We start from the raw sequence: 20,506 nt of genomic DNA, 5'->3' as shown, positions 1-20,506 counted from the left end.
CATTTATAGTAAAAAGTGCTCTATACTATAAAATGTAGACAAACTATGCAACGTACGTTGTCCAACAAAATTCCACATATATGGAGAGGAGTTTATTACACTATGCGCTACGTTATCGTAACAGGAACTTCACAAGGTTTAGGCGAGGCAATTGCCACGCAATTGTTAGAAGAAAACACGAGTATCATCTCTATTTCTAGAAGAGAAAATAAAGAGCTTGCTAAACTCGCAGAACAATATAACAGCAATTGTATTTTCCATTCCATAGATCTTCAAGATGTACATAATTTAGAAACTCATTTTAACGAAGTCTTTTCATCTATTCAAAAAGACAATGTCTCATCGATTCATTTAATTAATAATGCAGGCACAGTTGCACCAATGAAACCTATTGAAAAATCAGAAAGTGAACAATTCATTACGAACGTTCATATTAATTTAATCGCACCGATGATCCTTACTTCCACTTTCATGAAACAGACGAAAGACTGGAAAGTAGATAAACGCATTATAAATATTTCATCTGGTGCAGGAAAAAATCCTTATTTCGGATGGGGAGCTTATTGTACAACGAAAGCCGGTGTAAATATGTTTACACAGTGCGTAGCTACTGAAGAAGTGGAGAAAGAATATCCTGTAAAAACTGTCGCTTTCGCACCTGGTGTTGTTGATACAAATATGCAAGCACAAATTCGTGATACAAATAAAGAAGACTTTATTAACTTAGATCGATTCACCGCATTAAAAGAAGAAGGAAAGCTACTGTCACCTGAATATGTTGCGAAAGCTATTCGTAACTTACTAGAAACTGAGAATTTCCCGCAGGGTGAAGTAATTCGAATTGATGAATAACAAAGAGGCACGCTATAATAGCGTGCCTTTTCATTCTATTTCTCTAAAAATATGAGTACAGACTCCATCATCTTCTCATAACCAATCTCTTGATAAATTTTATTTGATGTTGGATTTGCCAGGTCCGTATATAATGTCGTTGTTTTGTAGCCTTCATCTAATATACGTTGACTAAGTGCAGCGACACAACTAGATGCGTACCCTTTTTTCCGAGCTTCTTTCGGTGTATATACGAAATTAACTGTTATATTGTTTGTAGTCGGTCTCGTTTTTGCAGCTACAGAAACAATCTTCCCGTCTACTTCTAAACCAAATAGACGATGATTAGTAATTAATGTATGAGCAGTTTGTTTCGCTTCTTCTTTCGTAGTAGGAAGCTTCACATCTTCGCAAAATTGATATATCCACTGCTCTATTAATGTTAGCTCATCACTACTTACTTCTCGAAAGATTCCATCTCCGTTCCACTTTTTCTTTACTTGTTTTAATTCATATATACCTTGCTCCATTGCAATATTAGTTTTCTTATTCTCTAACACTGCAATCTCTTCCGCTAATTTCTGTACGATCTTTTTATTACCAATCAATCCAGGAATATTTGGATATACTTTCGTTAACTCTTTTGCAAGTTCCTTAATAGCTACTGCCGAAATCTCAGACGTAGCAACAATTATTTGTTTCTTTTCTTCTGTTTGAAGAAATACAGCTGCAATTTCTTCCTCTTGTTTTGCTACTCCTATAAATATCGGTTCTTGGACCATTTGTAATACACCTAATATGAGATTATTCTCCTGCTCATTCTTCTCTAAAAATGGTGTAACCTCTTCTGTAAAATTAAGAATCTCTTCATATACATGTAATTGAATCATCGACAATCTCTTCTCTCTATTTATAGTTTCATTAAGTATTGGCGATTAATTCATTAAATCCCTCTTTTACGATTCAATAATATTCGAAGCTAACGTATTCAAATCATTTTCAGCTTGTAAAATTCTTCGTTTTTCCTTTTCAAATACCTCTTCTTCTTTTTGAAATGACTCTTTTCGATTTTTAATCATACGCTCCATCTCTTTTTTACTCGGTCCACCATATACATTTCTTTTTTGAATAAAAGCTTCTGGTGATATAATTTCTTTCCACTCTTCTTCTAATAAATTTACTTTCAAATTTTCTTGTAAGTATACGTTTATTTCTTTGAAATTTAATTCATGTAACTCCTTTTTCTGCTCCAATGACATATTCGCAATCGTACTTGCTGCATGATGTGCATGCCGAAATGGTATTTCATAGTTTTTTGTTAAAACATCTGCGAAATCTGTAATCGTAATCGCATGTTTATATGAACGACTTTTTAACGTTTCCTCTTCTACTTTCATCGTTCGAATAACTGCGTTCATCATACAAAAAACACGAATCGCCTTTTCGATTCCTTTATATAAATACGGCTGCAAGTCATCCTCCGTATCGACAATATCGCCAAATGGTGTATTATGAATCATTTGAAATACAGTAAACGCTTCCCCTAAAGCACTACTCGTAATAGCACGGGCATGCTCTATTGAAACAGGATTTCGTTTTTGCGGCATAATACTACTTATTTGCACATATGGCTTCGCTACAGTAATCCCATCATATTCTTTCGTCGCTAATAGTAAAAAATCATGAATCCACCTACTCGTATTCGTCATAATTACCATTAGTAACGAGCTAACTTCTAATAAATAATCCGCTCCAGCAACAGCATCATATGAGTTCTCAATTACATTTGTAAACCCAAGTAACTGTGCCACTCGTTCTCGCTTAATTGGGAAGCTTGTTGTAGAAAGGGCAGCTGCCCCCATTGGAGAATGATTTAAAAGATGATACGCTTTTTTCATTCTTTCTAAATCTCGTTGCATCGTATCGTAAATTGCCAAAACATAATGACCAAATGTTGTCGGCTGCGCTGGTTGGGTATGTGTATACGCGGGCATAATTGTTTCCATATGTTCACCGGCGAGCTCCAGCATACTTTCTTGCAGCAATAAATGATGTTCCATTAACCGCAATACAAATTGCCGTAAACTCATGCGATACATCGTTACACCCATATCATTTCTACTTCTACCGATATGCATATTACTTACAAATTCACACTTTGCTTCTTGAGAAAGCAAATGTTCAACTAAGAAAAAAAGATCTTCATGCTGCTCCGTATATAATAATCTATCCTTGGGAATTGCCTCTACCTTTTTAAGTGCTGTTAGTATAACTTTAGCTTCTTCTCTTTTCATCAACTTTTCTTCAGTTAACATAATAATATGTGCCCTATGCACTTGAAACATATCTTTCAATAAATAATTGCGTTGAAAATCAAATACATGCTGTAATACACAATCCACATATGTTTTCCCAGGGAAATCAGCGCCTTCACTCTTTATAAACTCTTCTTTACTCTGTTTCATCACCTTTTCCCCTCTCACCTAAGTATTACTACCCATCATACCCAGGGATGGCAAAAAAGTGCTTGTACGTAAAAATAAACTCGGTGCTTATAGCACCGAGTTTATTTAATAAAAGTCGCATCATACTTATCACTTTGCAACACTTGGAAATGTAAATTTGCTAAGTGTTTACGTATTTCAGCACTGTCATCTTCATTTAAATTATTTGCTAAGAAAACAATTTCTGTACAGTTTCCGCGTTTATCCATTGCATAAACTGCTTTAGTTACCGTCCATGGTGTATAACCATTCTTTTGTCCAGCATGCCTGAATGTTTTACGATATTTCTTTGCGCTCATATCTGTTTCAACGATATTCGCCCACACTTTTTCTTCAGCTTCTGTAAGACCACCCTTATGATTTGCCTTTTGAAGCAATACCATATAATCATTTGCCGAAGCAGCAGGCAATCTATCCGACCAAATTTTGTCGTATCGTTCCTCTAAATAAAGAGGAATTTCCTTCTGTAATAATGGTCCCTTCTTTTTTAAGCGTTCATGAATAATCATGGCATACTCTCGATATTGCTCTTGGGACATTTCTTTTAACTTTTTCTCTATTTTATATTTTGGAACATGTAATTCTTTATGCAAATATCCTGGAATATATAATGATGAAACAATCGGAAATAGTGGTTGGTGTGCAGGGAGCGATAAGCTTTGTAAATTTCGATTAATGTTATCTAGCCCTAACACTTCCATTAAATATTCAGTATTTGCATTTGAACTGAACTTAACCATTCCTTTTGCAACTTCTTCTAAAGAAACCGCTCCTTCAGTTATCTTTTCTTTTTTTTGCAAATAATTTTGCCATCTATCTTGTGCACCACCATCTGTACCCGGCACATAATAACGATTCACATCATTAATTGAAACGAAACTAGACGGATCGATTTTCCCCTCTGTAACTTGTTTCGTATATTCAAGCGCCACAATTAATTTCATCGTACTAGCAACTGGCAATACAACATCCGGATTTACAGAATACACGACTTTATCATTTCTTTTTATTAAAAGTGCACTATTCTTTTCATCTTTATGTTCTTCAATAAAGGATGCTATGTACTGCGCATCATCATTATTTGAACTCCACACTTTTTTCACTAAAAAGTTACCTGATATCAGCAAAACAAAAATACCCACAATCACTGCGCATACTATAGTTTTTTTCAAGTAAAATTCCTCTCCTATTGTGTAACTCTTCTCTATTTATCTCTTAAAAACAAAATAATGGAGATGATTATTTAAACAATCATCTCCATTATTTTAACTTGTATGCTACTATTATGTCTACGTCATAATTTTCACAAAATCCTCTAGAAACTTTTTATAATGTAAAGACCAGCCAATTTTAACCCAATTTTTCAACGCTTTTGCTTCAGGTTGCGGGCGAAAATCAGCGATACTTTCCCCTTTCGCAACTCCAACCGTATCTACATCAACACGACGATACACGTAATCTAAAAGAGATGGATTTGCCGCTACCATCATCGTTACTACATCATGCACTGGGCTCCCTGTTATTTTAGGATTCAGATTTTTATAAGCTTTATAATAATAATCGAAAATCGGTTCTATTAATTTCTTGAAATTCGTTTTAGAATGTTTCGTAATGTATTTCACCATCTCCGGTGTAATAATCGCTTCTGATGTAACGTTAAGCGGTATTAATGTCACATTTTTCGCATTTTGCATAACTAATTGTGATGCAATTGGGTCACCATGAAAATTGGCTTCCGCGACCGGTGTAACATTTCCGGGCATTAAAAAAGCTCCGCCCATTATATAATATTCTTTCACATACTTCATCATTGGTTTTTCTAAAATAAATGCCGTCGCTAATGTTGTTGATCTGCCGGCATCAACAATGATTAGTTCTCCTTTATATTTTTCAATGATATCGAAAAATGCACAAAAAGGTTTAATATTGGGAGAAAAATTTTTAGGAGGCTTAATAGGTCCCAAACCGTCTACCCCATGAATTTCCGGATAATATGTTACAAAATCCCCAGATAAAGGAATTTTCGCTCCATTAATAACAGGTATATCTTCCCGGCCCGCCATTTGCAATAAATACGCCGCATTACTCGTCGCCTTTTCCTGCGTTACATTCCCATATCCTGTTACTACTCCAACAATATCAATATCAGGATGCAATAATCCATACATAATTGCTAAAGAGTCATCAATTCCTGGGTCTCCTAAAAATAATATTTTTTTCATAGACCTCAACTCCATCCCATCAATTGTTATTACTTTATGAATACATGACGGAATACAGAATGAAAAAGATAAATTTTGTATAAACAAAAAACGTAGGAACTTCATATTAGAAGTTCCTACGTTTTTCTATATTTTTATGCTACTTTTTTCATCGTAACCATACTACCAATTATATAAGAAATAAATGCAAAGCAAATCGGGAAAACAACTGTATGTATACCGAATGGATTAGGGTAGCAAAGGTGAATAAACATATAGGAACCTACTCCAACTAAAATAGATGCGAGAGCTCCAGTTGCATTTCCTTTTTTCCAATATAAACCTAACACAATCGGCCAAATGAACGCTGCTTCTAAACCACCGAAAGAAAATAAATTTAACCAAATTAAAAAGTCTGGTGGCTTAATAGCGGCAGCATATACGAGTAATCCTACGATACCAGTAATCAATAGGCTACCTTTCTTTATCGTACTATCCGCGGCATCTTTATTTATGTAGTTCACATATATATCTTTAATAATTGACGAACTTACAAGTAATAATAATGAGTTCACAGTAGACATTATCGCTGCCATTGGTGCAGCTAAGAAAACTCCAGCTAACCAAGGTGGCAACACTTCCATCGCGAGTAGCGGCATTACTTTATCTGGTACCGTTATGCCTGGAAGGACTACTCTTGCAAACACACCTGTTAAATGCATACCAATCATAATTGTACCGACGACAACCGTTCCAATGATTAATGCTTGGTGCATAGCTTTTGAATTTTTATAAGACATAGCACGCACACTAATTTGCGGTAATCCAACGACACCAATCCCAATTAAAATCCAAAATGATGTGACATATGATTTTGTTAAACTTCCATCCGCTCCGAACGGTGTTATTAGATTCGGATTAATTTGAATAAGTTCCTGCATAATCTTTTCAACTCCGCCACCAGCAATGACAGTAGCAATTAAAATGATTGTTGTTCCGACTAACATAATGATTCCTAATAACGTATCTGATAAAGCGACTGCACGAAATCCACCAATTAACACATACACAAGTACAGAAAATGTAAATAAAAATAGTGCCGTTGTGTAGGAAAGTCCTGTTAGCGACTCAATTAATCGTCCGCCGCCAACCCACTGGGCTACTGTTGCTGAGAACAAAAAGATTATAATACATAACGCAGAAAGAACAACTACCGCTTTATTATTGTATCTGCCCTTTAAATAATCAATAAGCGTAATTGCTTCCATCTTTCTAGCGATAATAGCAAACTTTTTACCAATAACCGTTAAAACGATATATCCTGTTACAACTTGAATCGCTGATAACAGCACCCATCCAAGACCCATATTGTAAGCAATACCAGGCCCGCCGATAAAGCTACTTGCACTACCGTACGTAGCAATCATCGTCATAGCTAATAATAAGCCCCCAAGTTCACGCCCACCAAGAAAATATTCTTGTAAAAATTTATTATTAGCGGTTGCTTGTACACGTCTTGATGCATATACACCAATTAAAAACACAACGATAAAAGAAATTATCATTGGGATTATTACATACCAATTCATCTATCATTCCTCACTTTTTTCTTCCTCATCGAGTGAAATATCTTGAAATAAAAAACGAACAACTAAAATAAGCAAAATAACCATTACGATAAATCCAACGATACAGCTATAAAAAAACCATGCTGGAAAACCTAATACATATGTATATTCACTCGGATCCTTACTTCCAAGCCCATAGGCAAATCCATACCATATTATAAAATTAATAATAGCTAATCCAAGACCAATTAACGCTTCTCTATGGGCAACTCGAAAGCGCGGATCATCATGATAATTCTTCATTTTCCCCCTCCTCTCACGATGTATAATTGTACCACTGTTTTTCTAGTTTTTCCTACTAGAAAACAAAAACGCGCAGGATTTTTTGTAATTATATAGAATACAATGTTTCATTACATATTTTTTACAATTGTAACGAAAATGAAATTTGAATTTTCAGCATTTTTTATTTATGATTTTAAGTAGAGGCTTTTCATCTAGTTCCCACATCCTTGATTTCGGAATAAACGCCGTCTCGTACTGCGTTTAAATTATATTTTCAAGGGGGTTATACAATGAGTCAACTAGCTGTAAATCTTCATGAAAAGGTAGAGAAATTTCTTCAAGGCACAAAGAAACTATATGTGAACGGAACGTTCATTGAAAGCGCTTCCGGAAAAACATTTAAAACGCCTAACCCAGCAACTGGTGAAACACTCGCTATCGTTGCTGAAGCTGGTCGCGAAGACATTCATAAAGCTGTGGTAGCTGCTCGAATGGCTTTCGATGAAGGTCCTTGGTCACGCATGAGCACTGCTGAACGCAGCCGTCTTATGTACAAGCTCGCTGATTTAATGGAAGAGCATAAAGAAGAGCTCGCACAGCTCGAAACGTTAGATAACGGAAAGCCAATCCGTGAAACAATGGCGGCAGACATACCACTTGCAATTGAGCATATGCGCTATTATGCTGGCTGGGCGACGAAAATTGTTGGTCAAACAATTCCTGTTTCCGGTGATTACTTTAACTATACACGCCATGAGGCTGTTGGTGTCGTCGGTCAAATTATCCCTTGGAACTTCCCACTTCTTATGGCAATGTGGAAAATGGGAGCTGCGCTTGCTACAGGATGTACAATCGTTTTAAAACCTGCAGAACAAACTCCACTATCCGCTCTATACTTAGCTGAATTAATTGAAGAAGCTGGATTCCCGAAAGGTGTTATTAATATCGTTCCTGGATTCGGTGAATCAGCTGGACAAGCACTTGTTAATCATCCACTCGTTGATAAAATTGCATTTACTGGTTCTACTCCAGTCGGTAAACAAATTATGCGACAAGCATCTGAATCATTGAAACGTGTTACTTTAGAGCTTGGCGGTAAATCACCGAACATTATTTTACCAGACGCCGACTTATCTCGCGCGATTCCTGGTGCACTTTCTGGTGTTATGTTTAACCAAGGACAAGTATGCTCTGCTGGATCACGCTTATTTATTCCCAAGAAAATGTATGATAATGTCATGGCTGATCTCGTCCTCTATTCTAAAAAACTAAATCAAGGTGTCGGTCTTAACCCTGAAACAACAATCGGTCCTCTCGTTTCCGAAGAACAACAAAAACGTGTAATGAGCTACATTGAAAAAGGGATTGAAGAAGGCGCTGAAGTACTTTGCGGAGGAAGTAATCCATTCGATCAAGGCTACTTCGTTTCTCCTACAGTATTCGCTGACGTAAATGACGAAATGACGATCGCAAAAGAAGAAATTTTCGGTCCAGTTATTTCTGCAATACCTTTTAACGATATTGATGAAGTAATTGAACGTGCAAATAAATCACAATTCGGCTTAGCGGCTGGTGTGTGGACAGAAAATGTTAAAACAGCACACTATGTTGCAAGTAAAGTACGTGCTGGTACTGTATGGGTAAACTGTTATAACGTCTTTGATGCAGCATCTCCATTTGGAGGATTTAAACAATCCGGTCTTGGCCGCGAAATGGGATCTTACGCGCTGAACAACTATACAGAAGTGAAGAGCGTTTGGATTAACTTAAATTAACGAGAAAGAACCTGACCTACTCGGTCAGGTTCTTTTCATTATGTATTCATTTACACTTGCAACCCACCGCTCACATTTAATACCTCTCCTGTAATGTAAGACGCATACTCTGATGCTAAAAAGGCAGCTGCGTTTGCAATATCTTCCGGCGTTCCGATTCTTCCAACTGGAATCGCTCCAACCATTTTCTCTTTTACTTTATCCGGTATTGTTTTTGTCATATCAGTATCCATAAACCCTGGACAAATCGCATTACACGTAATACCAAAACTTCCAACCTCTTTCGCTGCTGTTTTTGTTAAGCCTACAACCCCTGCTTTTGTAGCCGCATAATTTGCTTGTCCAATGTTTCCTTCCCTACTAATAGAAGAAATATTAATAATCCGTCCATACTGTTGTTGTCTCATATAAAGAAGTGCTGGCTGCATACAATAAAAAACGCCAGTTAAGTTCACTTGTAATACTTGTTCCCAAGCAGACTTCTCCATCTTATGTAACATTGCATCTTTTGTAATCCCAGCGTTATTCACTAAAATATGTAATGTACCAAATTTTTGCACCGCATATTCAATTAACGACTTCGCTTCATTTTGATTACTCACATCACATCGATATAAACTCACATCATACCCTTCATCTGATAATTCACGTGTCGTTTCTTGTAGCTTCTCTTCATTTACATCACTAATTAATACTTTGGCCCCTAGTTTTGCAAAAACTCGTGCGATTTCTTTTCCAATCCCCTGCGCAGCACCCGTTACAACAGCTGTTTTCCCATTCAACAATTCCATCTCTATCCCCCATTTCTATTAGTTATATTGTATATTTCGGCTCTATGCTTTCCAAATCCTCTTTGTATAAAAAAGTCTATTTGTGTCAAACTAACTTTGCAACGCCGCATAAAACACAAGGAGATTGTGTCGAATGAAAAAAAAGAATGTAAATCGAAACAAAGCTGCCGATGGCATTGATGTTGAGTTCGCTCGCGAACTCGCTGACCACAATGACTTAGAAGCAAACGCACGTGCAAATGCCGCTGATGCACGTCAAAAACGCCAATCAACAGAAAAATAAGGAACTACAACGTTCCTTATTCTTTTCAACAGGGACCTACTACCCATCAAAATAAACCGAGAGTATCTCTCGGTTTATTTTCTATATTTCTTTACGTAGTGCGCTAAAGCAAGTAACGGATATATATGCCCATAACTATGATAGCGAATATAAAAGCCCCCCGGTAACCCTGTACCAGTAGGATATTTTTCATTCATAGTAGACTGCGCGAGCAAATATGAAATTCCTTTTCGAATAATCGGTGTTTCTTGATCGTAGTAAGAAATGAGTGCATCAAGTGCCCACGCTGTTTGTGACGGCGTACTAAAAGGTAAAGAAATAAATTTTTTCTCTACACTACTTTGACAGGATTCTCCCCACCCTCCGTCTTCATGCTGCAAATGTTCGAGCCATGAAGCTGCTTTTTTCAACGCTGGATGAGTAGAAGGCACTCCTAATGCACGTAAGCCTGTCATCGTTGCCCATGTCCCATATATATAACATATCCCCCATTTTCCATACCATGATCCATTCTGTTCCTGTACATCCATTAACCATTTGATAGCTTTCTTTTTTTGCTCTTCAAGCAACTCATTCGGTGCATACGTTCCGAATAATTCTAACACCCTACCTGTAATATCTGGTGTGGACGGATCGGTTATCATATCACTCGCATTTTCAATCGGCAAATTCGATAGTAACTTGCTCGTTACCCCTCGTTCAAAAGCTCCCCAGCCTCCATCATTGTTTTGCAATCCTTTCACCCATTCCACGCCTCTTCCCCACGCATCATCTACTCTATCATTCCCTCTACTTCGCGCTAACACTCTAAGGGCAGCTGTAGTATCGTCTATATCAGGGATCGTCGTATTAACATCTGAAAATCCCCAACCGCCAGCTACAAGTGATGATGCATGTACGCTCCAATCTACCTTTTTAGTTTGTTGTTTTTGCAATAAATACTCCGTCGCCCTTTGAATCATCTTATTTTCATTTGTAACTTTAGCTTCTTGCAATGAATAGCTAAGTAAAGCGGTATCCCATACGGTAGAAGGAGAATTTTGCAAATGACTTCCTCTGTCCATCTTCCATATATAAGATTTTAATCCTGTCACAGCTTTCTCAATAATTGGAGACTGAATAGAGTGCCCTAATGCAAGCAAAGCATAAATCATATAAAACGTAGCACTGGCGTAACTATATAATGTTCCATTTTCATCTATACGCTCCTTCATAAAGCGCTCTACTTCTTCGTATCCTTTATGATGTAACGATAATGGATAAGATATTACCTTTTTCACATCACCTAAAAACGATTGAATCAGCGGAGACCGCTCCTCTCGAAACCATTGCCCACCCCCGCCTGCAATATGATTTAAATTTGGCAATAACTTTTTCTCTACACGGAATCTCTTATTCATACAAATCATCATCGGAATTAAATGTATACGCGCTGAGCTGCTTAACCCAAATATACTGAGGGGGGAGTCATCTTGTAAAAATAAGATTGGCGTTGGAAAGTGAAAAAGCGCAGGAAATTCATATTCTCCATGAATCGCTAATAAAAATTTCGTCATAAAATGAGCACGAGAAACTCCCCCGTGTTCCTTAATAAACATTTCAGCTCGCCTCATATTCATATCTTCTTTCGAATATTTTTCCGAAGCAAGTAAAGCAGCATATGCTTGAATCGTCGCGGATAAATTCCCTCCCTTTTCATCTTCATATAATTTCCAAGTCCCTTCATTTGTTTGAAGAGATACTAACCTTTTCACAAACGGTTCTATTTCGTCATTTCGCCCTAATAATTTGAGTAAAAAAATCATGTGACAATCCGTTAGCAAAGCTCCTTCAAAACAAAATTGCCACGTTCCGTCTTGCCTTTGCATCGTTTGAAGTGCAGTCGTTCTCCGCTCTATCTCCTCATGCACTTTGTCATATAGTAGCACACCGCTCACCCACCCTTTCTAAGTCCGTATACGATATTCGAAAACTCATCTAAATATGTATGAAAACAAAGAAAAGCAGAACGTGCATTACACACATTCTGCTTACAAACAATACCCAACCCCGACAACAATTCCTAATAGTGCACCAACAACAACTTGATACGGTGTATGTCCAACGAGCTCATTTAACTTTTTATATTCTGTTTGTCTACCATGAAAAAAATCATTCAATATTTTCGCTTGCTTACTTACCGCAAGCCTTACTCCTGAAGCATCGTACATAACAATAATGGCAAAAATAGCGGCAACCGCAAATATTGGACTCTCCACACCTTCCACCACTCCGACACCTGTAGCAAGTGCAGTAACAGTCGAAGCATGCGAACTTGGCATTCCACCTGAAGCAAAGAACTTAGCAAAATCAAACTCGCCTGTTTTTATTAATTTAAAAACGACTTTCGTTAACTGTGCTAAAAACCAAGAAATTATAGCTGCTATAAGTGGATCATTATGTAAAATTGTTTCCATGTTTTTCAGCTCCTCACTGACTATAATGGAATTTCTATATAATATAAGTATAAAGAAAAATGCGTAGAAAATACTACGCATTATGATACTTTTGCTGATTTATTTTTAATAAATTTTGGTTGTTTCTGTAGTAGAAACTTTGTTTTCGCCATTGAAAAGACAAATAAAGCAATCCATATACAGAAAAACGCAATCATATGAGTAGATGTGAAATGTTCACCAAAAACGAACACACCTAAAATTAAACTAATAGTCGGCGCGATGTATTGTAAAAATCCTATCATATAGAGCGGAATAAGTTGTGCTCCTTTAGCAAAATAAAAGAGTGGTAACGCTGTAACAATACCTGCCCCTATTAAAAGAAACGTTGATATTGCCGAAATAGAACCGAACGAACCAAAGCCATGAACTCCTGTCATAAACAAATATATAAGTGCAAATGGCGTCACTAACATCGTTTCCATCGTAAGCCCAATTGTTGCATCATAATTTAATAATTTTTTCGTTAATCCATATAATCCAAATGAAAAAGCAAGTGAAAGAGAAACCCATGGAATTGATCCGAAACGTATCGTTAAAATAACAACGCCCAATCCAGCTAAACCAACCGCAACATATTGCCAAAAATTAAGCTTCTCTTTTAAAACAACTGTACCAAGTAAAATACTTATAAGTGGATTAATATAATACCCAAGACTTGCTTCGATTACATGGTTATGATTTACGGCCCATATGTATACAAACCAGTTTCCACTAATAAGTACCGAAGCAATTGTTAATGACATTAATAATTTAGGTCGTTTAAAAAGGGCCACTAACTCCCCACCAAACTGACGAAACCTCTTCGTTACTCCTAAAACTAACAACATAAAAACAAATGCCCAAACGATGCGATGCGCTAATATTTCATCTGCCGGTACTTCCTCCACCCATTTCCAATAAATCGGAAGGACTCCCCACATCGTATACGCACCTGCTGCATATATAATCCCCTGCTTTTGCTCTGCTGTTTGACTCCCCATCTTCCTTTTTCTCCTCTTCTCTTTTTTTCTTCATTATAAAGTCTCACATGCTTACTTTACCAATATTCAATCTGCATTTCTTTCGACATTCCTCTTGCAAATCCTTTATATGTATAAAAACACTCCTACTGTTATAATAACGAGCACTGGAATACCGAAGACAAATTTACTTTTATGTGTCTTATGATGAAACATATACATACCAATCCAAGCTCCAACTGCTCCTCCAGCTGCAGCTGATAAAAACAACGTACTTTCTGGCGTTCTCCACTGTTTTTTCTTTGCTTTTCGCTTATCAAGCCCCATCATACTAAATGCTATAACGTTAATAATAATAAAGTATATCCATTTCATCTTATTCTCTCCCTTAAAAAATTCGCTTTATTGTAACACGAAAAAACCACGCAGGCGAGTAGCCTGCATGGTTTTATAATTCAGTCTCTTGATTTTCTTGTTCTTTCTGTTCTTCCATTTGTTGTTCAGCGATTTCCGCTGAAATCATTCCATAATAAATTTCTGGATATAATCCAAATATTTGATATACACTACCTAAAAACGGCATCGGAATCCCTCATTTCTAAAGTTGTATTGTCATTCTTAAGGATTCCCTTTTCACTCATTATACATTCGTTTTTGGCACTTCTTCTTCATCGGGAACATGTAATATATTTTGCCATTTTTTATAAGGCGCACTATTTGGATCCACATACCCTTTCGCATACGAACGATCCCACAATTGTTTCATAAACATCTCTTTCTCTTTCTTTGCAACCATATCTGCACCTGTTCCGTAATAGTTTTGGAAATACAGCTCAATTTCATCAAGGAATAGCCTTAACAAATCGTCAGATGTTTCTTCTAACGTCGGGTCATATTTTGCCTCACGGTCATACATTAAAATCATATCTAAAATATTATGAACATGCTCTTTACGGAGCCATCTTATATCTTGAGCGCCTAATACAAATGCATGTGTATATAAATGTCCACCTTGTATCATTGCCTTTTCTTGTTCTTCTTCAAATCGTGACAAGATGTTTTCATAAATAAACGGATTATGAAGCAATGCTCTGTGCAACTTATAACTTTCACTTGAAATATTTTTCCCCATCGACTGAATTAAAAAGCTACGGCCAACACCATTATATTGATACACGAATTGTCCATCAACAGCAACTAAGCTAATCCAGCGATACATATACGCGTATAGAAGAGCACGATTACATTTGTCGTAATCTAACTTCGTTTGCGTTGCATTCAAGTCTGGCATAAAGGCTGGTAAGTGCCAATATTTATCTAAATGCGGCGTCAAACTAGATTTTTTACTATTTAATTTGTTCACGCGGCGATAATACGATTGAAAATAATCACCTTTATCGTTCATAAAACCATTCGCAATATGTCCAGATGAAAGCTTAGGAAAATCTTGTAGCGATAATCCGTAATGAGCACGATAACAAATCACTTCAAATGGTGAAAACGCCTCGTTTACCGTATCTTTTTCTTTAAACATTTCTTGCAATAACTCTTCTTGCAATTCTTGTTTTAAAGATGGATGTACGCCCCAATATTGTAATTCTCTATGATGAGAAACTTTCGGAACGAACGGACTTGCTAAATGGAAAAGATCTTCAATTTTTTCACGAACGTATTCATCACGATCACGCTTCTTGAAATCTGCTTCTTTTCGCAATGCTTCAACGATATTAAGCTCTAATTTGTCACGATAGCGCACTTGAAGTTCGTCATAACAATAACTCAATATATGTTCACGATAGAAGTCTTCCACCTTTTTCGACTGAATTTCTTCGGCTTTCGCATCACGACAATATTCCCCGTACAAGCTCATATAAATTTCGGACGATATATCTTTCGGTAATACACCTAAATTTAAATGTTGCTGCATATCTTGCCAAATCTTTTCTTGCAATTTCTCTTCAGCTAATACGTATACATTCGTCGGGTTCGTTTTCCCCTCAAATTCCTTGCTTCGCTTTTGGATTTCAAACAATAAATTTTCACGTGTTTCGTATAAATTATCAAAGAATCTTTCCCAATATTGAATCATTTTATCAACTGCTTGGTATAGCGATTGATACACGAGTTCTAACAACATTTCTTTACGATACTCACTTAATTTGTGTACGTACTGCGTTACAATATCTTCAAATTCTTTTTTAAACAAACGCTGCTGATTATTAATCATTTTTCCAAACCAGCCTTGTTGCTGCGCAATTTCAACACGGCGAACAGCCGTTACAGTTCCATCAATATTACTCACATTAAATTTCTTATCGTAGTTTTGAATTAAATTACGCTTTTGTTCATTATTTTCATGTAGTCGATTCATCTTCTCTACTAACTGCTTACGAATTTCATACAGCATAAAACGTGCTGCAACTGGATGAACTGGATCCGTTTTCTTTAAAAACCATGTATTTAATTGGTAAGACTGTCCTTCTGAGCCACTCGGTGTAAAGCGGTCTGATTCGATCATGTCATATAAAAGGGTAGTAACATGCTCATGTACACGGCTCGGAATGGCATAAGCATATAAACGAACCGCATGATCAACTCTCGCTACTTCCCCCTTCATTTGTTCCATCATTTTAAGCTTCGCAGCCGATATTTTGCACTCATGCTGCAGGCGGTTTAATTCCTCATCTTTTTGCACTGTACGGTGTACGTAACTCTCTACAGCATCTAAAAACAATTTTGATTTTGCAACACCGAGCTTACCACCCTCTGCCCCTTCACGTGTTTCATGGTACATTTGTCTATAAAAAATATGAGCTTGTTCTGGCCGAGTAGCAAGATGCTCTAAGTCTTCTAAATAACTTTTCCCGCGCTCTGGCTTTTCACGCTGCATACCACGTTTGACATCTTGGTCGTATCTTTGCTTTTTTTCTTGAAACAGTTGATCTAAATGAAGCCAAGATTCATCTAAACCTTGCACCGCCCATTTTAAAGCACAGTATTTCAAAACGTGCTCATACGGATAAATAAGTTTTGCCGTTCCTGCTCCGCAATATCTCCCTTTCCCACTCGATTCTGCCAATTGCTGAATTTGATTATCTTCTTGTGCAAAATGATTTGCAGACATTGGACTAAATAACTGTAAATAAATCGTATTTGCCATTTGCTCCATATAATCCGATAAATTGTGCAAATGGTGCCCATGTAAATTTTCATAATCATATAAGAAACAATAATTGTACGGTAAATGATGCTGCTTTATCGTATGGTTTGTTCTTCCGTCCTCATCCACTTGATCAGGACGATATTCTAATTCAATCGTTACGCCGCCTCGTTTTGATAATTCACCAGTCGATCCAAGCGTAATAGCGTGCAACTCTTTTAACGATGCATAACCATTCGCTTGCACAGTTTCAAACTCTTTCGCACTAACCGTTCTCGTCTTAACTAAAACATCTGGCATTAAAAACGCACCGCGAATTAAAATGTTATGATGCTGCAATTTCTTCCGGAGCATCTCACGCAAATATAATGCGATTTGTAAAAACATCCCTGAGCCTGTTCCGCCGGCTAGTGATGTTACAATAATGACACGTACACCATATTCCGTCTGATCACTTGTAACTGGAAAAATCTTCTCGATTTCTTGCCAAAACGATGTGAGTTTATCTTCTTTCATCGCAGCACGTAACGCTAATCGTGAAATGACGCGTAACTGTCCAGCCCCTTCTGTTAACGGTTTATCAAGTATAGTCGGGTCCATCGGAAACCACTCTGGAATCGTTGGATCTCCCGCAATATACTCTCTCGGTGTTTTACTCGAGCTCGTTTGCGTCTTAAACTTCCGAATATGATCAAATTTACTCAATGTATTCACATCTGTATCAAATACATGCATCGCTACCTTTTTACGACGCTCCTCAGGTAATCTTTCATATATTTGATGTGTGACAGTACTACCGATTCCACCTAAGCCAATTAAAATTGTTGGAACTTGTAATGTCATGTGAACCACCTTCCTATTCTTGCTTGTTTGAAAAGAAGAATAAAGAGAGCCGGGCCTCCTCCGCCCCTCTTACACCCTATCTACTATTCACATTCGTACCGGTAAATCTCCTTACCATATCCTCTATCAATTACTAAAAGTTCATTTGGATACAACGTCTTATGCTCCATTCCTACCTCTTCCTCTGTTATAAACATCCCATCAATAATCATCCCAACCACTTGCGATTCTTTCGCTACAAATATAGATTTCGATCCTTTTTTCGCTATTAATGTTACAGATTGCACAGTCTTTCTTTCTGCTCGGAATGGAATGCCAAAATAGTGCTTCCACCATTTATTTTTAAGTAACTCTGGTTCAGATTGATAAAGCCAATCTTTCGCTACTTCTTGATCCCATTCGTAATATAGTAATGCTTTCCTATGAAATCTCGGACGAACAATCCATCCTAAAATAATAATTCCTACTATTAAAAGTAATAAAGTGATAGGAATTACAAATTTAAAAATGAGCGCATACTTCTCAAAAAACGGCGCATTTTCAATGTGCAGTACGATCTTTTCCTTTACTTCTTGTAATGTTGAATCATTGATCGTGATGGTAGCCTCTACGGTGCCGGTATCTGTAAAATTGAATGTGTCGGAGTAATAAGGTCGAGGATAAACATAAACTTGACTACCATGCTGTTTTAATTCATAGTTGATCGATTGATTCGATGTGACACCAGTAGATTTTAATAGTTTCTTTACAGCCTCTTCTGTCATCGGTTTACCATTTAACTGGGGCTGTAAAATAAATGGTTTACTATTTTCTAAATTTGTTACCTTTTCTTCATAATCTTTCGTAACAGCTTGAAGTGTTAATTTTGGTTTTTCAGCTGGTTCAATCTTGAATTCTTTCGTCTGTCTATAAAATCCCTTTATATTCATATGGACTTTCCCGCGTACTAACGCTTTACCAACCTGTGTCTCGTAATAAAACACATGTCTTTTATCATCCCACTTCATCGGATACTGCTTTCCGTCTATTTCTACTTCTGCTTCGAAATAAGAAGTTTGAATTGGTAATTCAGTAGGTTTCGCTTCAATAACAGCTGTCACACCTTCATACATTTTCTCAACATTTTTTCTATCTTTATCATCTTTGTCGTACGTAGAAACAGTATAATTAAGCGCTGGTTCAACAAGTACTTGTAATCCCTCTTTCTCAATGTCCTGATCCACTTCTATCGTATATGTCCCGGGCTTAATCACTTCCTGATTCGCTGTACTTACATGCACTATATTTCCGAATAATTTAGCTTCTCCTGGTGCATGTATAGAAAAAGAAGACTGCAATTGTAACGGTTTGGAAAGTTGCATAACTTTATAATTAGACAAAGAAGGTGATTGTCGTACAAGCGTCATACGCTTTAATGGAAACGGTGTTGTAATCTCTACTTTTTTCCCTACTATTTTCGTTTTGACAATCGACTCAACAGAAGAAAATGGATCACGATTTGCAACTAATGCTGCCACTTGATTCACACTTTGTACAATACCATCCTCACCGCTAGACGGCATGACAACTCCATTCATTTCTTTTTTCCAAATCTCTTTAAACGTATTTAACTGCAGCTTCTCTTGCTGCCCTAAATCCTCTTCCATCGTGATTAAGACTGGGTGTAAAGAGATCTTTTTAGAATCCATCTCTTTCTTAAACTGTGCTAACTTCTGTGTAATTTGTTCTTTTCCGCCAATCTTATCTTTCTCCAAATCATTAAATGCCCCGTCAGTTAATACAATAAGCCAAAATTCACGTTTCCCATCTATATCTGCTTCCTTTTTTATAGATTGCATCGCCGTTTCTACTGCGCTAAATGGAGTATTTAAATATGTTTTCCACGCCCCAATCCCCTCAATTTCTGTTTGCCTTTGATCCTTTGTTAATGAAATGTTTAATGGAGCATCCGGCTTACTCATTGGAACGTAAGAAAATTTATCTTTCTCATCTAATAGCGCAACTAAACTTTGCAAGGCGTAATTGGCATACTTCCAGCGATCGTTATTTCTCATGCTGCCCGAATCATCATATACAAGTGAAACGACCCTTTCCTTTGCCTCCTCTCCTTTTGCAAAAACTGAAAAAGGTAAACATATAAATAGAAACAGCATGAACGTGGCACAAATTCGAATTTTCATGATGAGGCTTCGCCACCTTTGTAGACAAATTCCTATGTTTAAATTTATGAGAGGAAACAAGATATATGACTTGTATTTTAGGACAACAGTTCACAGCAATTACATTATGTAAACAAAAATGAACTACTCCCATATTTTATTTCGAATTTTTTCCTTATTATATATCTGAAATAACACATAGATTTCATACTTTTCCCGCTATAAATTCCACCATTAAAGTTTGATTTTCTTTTCAATACAAGAAATAAAGAGCACGCTATAATTAGCGCACTCTTTACTTCTTCACATATACTTCAACAATCGGATTTTCCTTTTGATCTGCATGTAAACGTATATTCTCTTCACCCGTATTATAAATGCTAGCTACCAGCATAACTGTTAACAAATTAGGGATTTTCCCGTCACTTCCATATTTTCGTTCAAGAGCTTCTGTATACTCGAAATCCAAATCACCCTGCACATATGTATACACTTCAAAACCATCTTTCAAATTACATACGACCGTATCAATAATATCCGCCCCTACTTGTTTCTTCATTTCACCTCGCAGTGCTTCTATTAATTCCTCCCAAGGAACTTCGTACGTCTGAAATTGGTCTGTAGATTTCATTTCTCTTCCTCCTCGTTA

Annotated in this window: 18 protein-coding genes; 3 read left to right on the top strand and 15 right to left on the bottom strand. The window is 36.8% G+C overall.

What is annotated here, in order from left to right; all coding sequences use genetic code 11:
• Positions 1-102 precede the first annotated feature (102 nt).
• A complete protein-coding gene (locus tag NSS74_RS06745; protein ID WP_002142679.1) occupies positions 103-852 on the top strand; it encodes a (S)-benzoin forming benzil reductase in 750 nt (249 codons plus the stop codon).
• A 35-nt stretch (positions 853-887) separates the two neighbouring features.
• Here the strand turns inward: NSS74_RS06745 and NSS74_RS06740 are convergent, their stop codons facing one another.
• The 6 genes from NSS74_RS06740 to NSS74_RS06715 all read right to left on the bottom strand — a co-directional run bounded on the left by NSS74_RS06740 (position 888) and on the right by NSS74_RS06715 (position 7,407).
• Positions 888-1,721 (bottom strand): GNAT family N-acetyltransferase, encoded by an 834-nt coding sequence (locus NSS74_RS06740; protein WP_002142681.1) that lies wholly within the window; start codon positions 1,719-1,721, stop codon positions 888-890.
• Positions 1,722-1,787: 66 nt separating this feature from the next.
• Positions 1,788-3,296 carry an argininosuccinate lyase gene (gene argH, locus NSS74_RS06735; protein ID WP_256484966.1) on the bottom strand — a complete coding sequence of 503 codons (1,509 nt, stop codon included), beginning with the start codon at positions 3,294-3,296 and terminating at the stop codon, positions 1,788-1,790.
• Between the two features lie 101 nt (positions 3,297-3,397).
• On the bottom strand, positions 3,398-4,507 hold the full coding sequence (locus NSS74_RS06730) for a serine hydrolase (RefSeq protein ID WP_256484967.1): 1,110 nt from the start codon (positions 4,505-4,507) through the stop codon (positions 3,398-3,400).
• Positions 4,508-4,624: 117 nt separating this feature from the next.
• A complete protein-coding gene (locus NSS74_RS06725; RefSeq protein ID WP_012261383.1) occupies positions 4,625-5,557 on the bottom strand; it encodes a nucleoside hydrolase in 933 nt (310 codons plus the stop codon).
• A gap of 134 nt (positions 5,558-5,691) precedes the next feature.
• The gene (panF, locus tag NSS74_RS06720) at positions 5,692-7,125 is read right to left on the bottom strand and encodes a sodium/pantothenate symporter (RefSeq protein WP_002087740.1); all 1,434 of its coding nucleotides are present in this window, start codon (positions 7,123-7,125) and stop codon (positions 5,692-5,694) included.
• Between the two features lie 3 nt (positions 7,126-7,128).
• Positions 7,129-7,407, bottom strand: coding sequence for a YhdT family protein (locus tag NSS74_RS06715; protein WP_002014357.1), 279 nt, complete (start codon positions 7,405-7,407; stop codon positions 7,129-7,131).
• A 272-nt stretch (positions 7,408-7,679) separates the two neighbouring features.
• On the opposite strand from NSS74_RS06715, the gene dhaS reads away from it, so the two are divergent.
• A complete protein-coding gene (gene dhaS, locus NSS74_RS06710; protein ID WP_256484973.1) occupies positions 7,680-9,164 on the top strand; it encodes an aldehyde dehydrogenase DhaS in 1,485 nt (494 codons plus the stop codon).
• Between the two features lie 50 nt (positions 9,165-9,214).
• On the opposite strand, the gene fabG is transcribed toward dhaS, so the two are convergent.
• Complete coding sequence (gene fabG / locus NSS74_RS06705) at positions 9,215-9,955, bottom strand: 3-oxoacyl-ACP reductase FabG (protein WP_002014354.1); 741 nt, start codon at positions 9,953-9,955, stop codon at positions 9,215-9,217.
• Between the two features lie 133 nt (positions 9,956-10,088).
• On the opposite strand from fabG, the gene NSS74_RS06700 reads away from it, so the two are divergent.
• Positions 10,089-10,238, top strand: coding sequence for a YfhD family protein (locus tag NSS74_RS06700; RefSeq protein ID WP_002066466.1), 150 nt, complete (start codon positions 10,089-10,091; stop codon positions 10,236-10,238).
• Positions 10,239-10,312: 74 nt separating this feature from the next.
• Here NSS74_RS06700 and NSS74_RS06695 read toward each other — a convergent pair whose 3' ends face one another.
• The 8 genes from NSS74_RS06695 to NSS74_RS06660 all read right to left on the bottom strand — a co-directional run bounded on the left by NSS74_RS06695 (position 10,313) and on the right by NSS74_RS06660 (position 20,488).
• Positions 10,313-12,166 carry a terpene cyclase/mutase family protein gene (locus NSS74_RS06695; RefSeq protein ID WP_340813296.1) on the bottom strand — a complete coding sequence of 618 codons (1,854 nt, stop codon included), beginning with the start codon at positions 12,164-12,166 and terminating at the stop codon, positions 10,313-10,315.
• A 102-nt stretch (positions 12,167-12,268) separates the two neighbouring features.
• Entirely contained in the window at positions 12,269-12,694 is a 426-nt protein-coding gene (locus NSS74_RS06690) for a divergent PAP2 family protein (RefSeq protein ID WP_000447809.1), read from the bottom strand.
• Positions 12,695-12,774: 80 nt separating this feature from the next.
• On the bottom strand, positions 12,775-13,716 hold the full coding sequence (gene rarD / locus NSS74_RS06685) for an EamA family transporter RarD (RefSeq protein ID WP_002014350.1): 942 nt from the start codon (positions 13,714-13,716) through the stop codon (positions 12,775-12,777).
• Between the two features lie 105 nt (positions 13,717-13,821).
• Positions 13,822-14,070 carry a DUF1294 domain-containing protein gene (locus tag NSS74_RS06680; RefSeq protein WP_000871335.1) on the bottom strand — a complete coding sequence of 83 codons (249 nt, stop codon included), beginning with the start codon at positions 14,068-14,070 and terminating at the stop codon, positions 13,822-13,824.
• A gap of 73 nt (positions 14,071-14,143) precedes the next feature.
• A complete protein-coding gene (locus NSS74_RS06675; protein WP_002014348.1) occupies positions 14,144-14,278 on the bottom strand; it encodes a hypothetical protein in 135 nt (44 codons plus the stop codon).
• 57 nt (positions 14,279-14,335) lie between these two features.
• Complete coding sequence (locus tag NSS74_RS06670) at positions 14,336-17,698, bottom strand: tubulin-like doman-containing protein (protein ID WP_002087746.1); 3,363 nt, start codon at positions 17,696-17,698, stop codon at positions 14,336-14,338.
• A gap of 83 nt (positions 17,699-17,781) precedes the next feature.
• Positions 17,782-19,878: a vWA domain-containing protein gene (locus NSS74_RS06665; RefSeq protein ID WP_002128472.1), complete on the bottom strand. Its 2,097-nt coding sequence runs from the start codon at positions 19,876-19,878 to the stop codon at positions 17,782-17,784.
• A 274-nt stretch (positions 19,879-20,152) separates the two neighbouring features.
• Positions 20,153-20,488 carry a hypothetical protein gene (locus tag NSS74_RS06660; protein ID WP_002033583.1) on the bottom strand — a complete coding sequence of 112 codons (336 nt, stop codon included), beginning with the start codon at positions 20,486-20,488 and terminating at the stop codon, positions 20,153-20,155.
• Positions 20,489-20,506 lie beyond the last annotated feature (18 nt).

It is taken from the genome of Bacillus sp. FSL E2-8868 (assembly GCF_038005505.1).
GTDB lineage: Bacteria > Bacillota > Bacilli > Bacillales > Bacillaceae_G > Bacillus_A > Bacillus_A mycoides.
Note: the sequence above shows the minus strand (reverse complement) of the source record. Positions and strands in the feature narration are given on the sequence as shown.

Bases quoted from the DNA above. Each gene is read 5' to 3' on its own strand.
- argH (WP_256484966.1), bottom strand. From the start codon at position 3,296: ATGAAACAGAGTAAAGAAGAGTTTATAAAGAGTGAAGGCGCTGATTTC.
- dhaS (WP_256484973.1), top strand. From the start codon at position 7,680: ATGAGTCAACTAGCTGTAAATCTTCATGAAAAGGTAGAGAAATTTCTT.
- panF (WP_002087740.1), bottom strand. From the start codon at position 7,125: ATGAATTGGTATGTAATAATCCCAATGATAATTTCTTTTATCGTTGTG.
- NSS74_RS06745 (WP_002142679.1), top strand. From the start codon at position 103: ATGCGCTACGTTATCGTAACAGGAACTTCACAAGGTTTAGGCGAGGCA.
- NSS74_RS06680 (WP_000871335.1), bottom strand. From the start codon at position 14,070: ATGAAATGGATATACTTTATTATTATTAACGTTATAGCATTTAGTATG.
- NSS74_RS06670 (WP_002087746.1), bottom strand. From the start codon at position 17,698: ATGACATTACAAGTTCCAACAATTTTAATTGGCTTAGGTGGAATCGGT.
- NSS74_RS06725 (WP_012261383.1), bottom strand. From the start codon at position 5,557: ATGAAAAAAATATTATTTTTAGGAGACCCAGGAATTGATGACTCTTTA.
- NSS74_RS06660 (WP_002033583.1), bottom strand. From the start codon at position 20,488: ATGAAATCTACAGACCAATTTCAGACGTACGAAGTTCCTTGGGAGGAA.
- rarD (WP_002014350.1), bottom strand. From the start codon at position 13,716: ATGGGGAGTCAAACAGCAGAGCAAAAGCAGGGGATTATATATGCAGCA.
- NSS74_RS06690 (WP_000447809.1), bottom strand. From the start codon at position 12,694: ATGGAAACAATTTTACATAATGATCCACTTATAGCAGCTATAATTTCT.
- NSS74_RS06740 (WP_002142681.1), bottom strand. From the start codon at position 1,721: ATGATTCAATTACATGTATATGAAGAGATTCTTAATTTTACAGAAGAG.
- NSS74_RS06675 (WP_002014348.1), bottom strand. From the start codon at position 14,278: ATGCCGTTTTTAGGTAGTGTATATCAAATATTTGGATTATATCCAGAA.
- NSS74_RS06715 (WP_002014357.1), bottom strand. From the start codon at position 7,407: ATGAAGAATTATCATGATGATCCGCGCTTTCGAGTTGCCCATAGAGAA.
- NSS74_RS06700 (WP_002066466.1), top strand. From the start codon at position 10,089: ATGAAAAAAAAGAATGTAAATCGAAACAAAGCTGCCGATGGCATTGAT.
- fabG (WP_002014354.1), bottom strand. From the start codon at position 9,955: ATGGAATTGTTGAATGGGAAAACAGCTGTTGTAACGGGTGCTGCGCAG.
- NSS74_RS06665 (WP_002128472.1), bottom strand. From the start codon at position 19,878: ATGAAAATTCGAATTTGTGCCACGTTCATGCTGTTTCTATTTATATGT.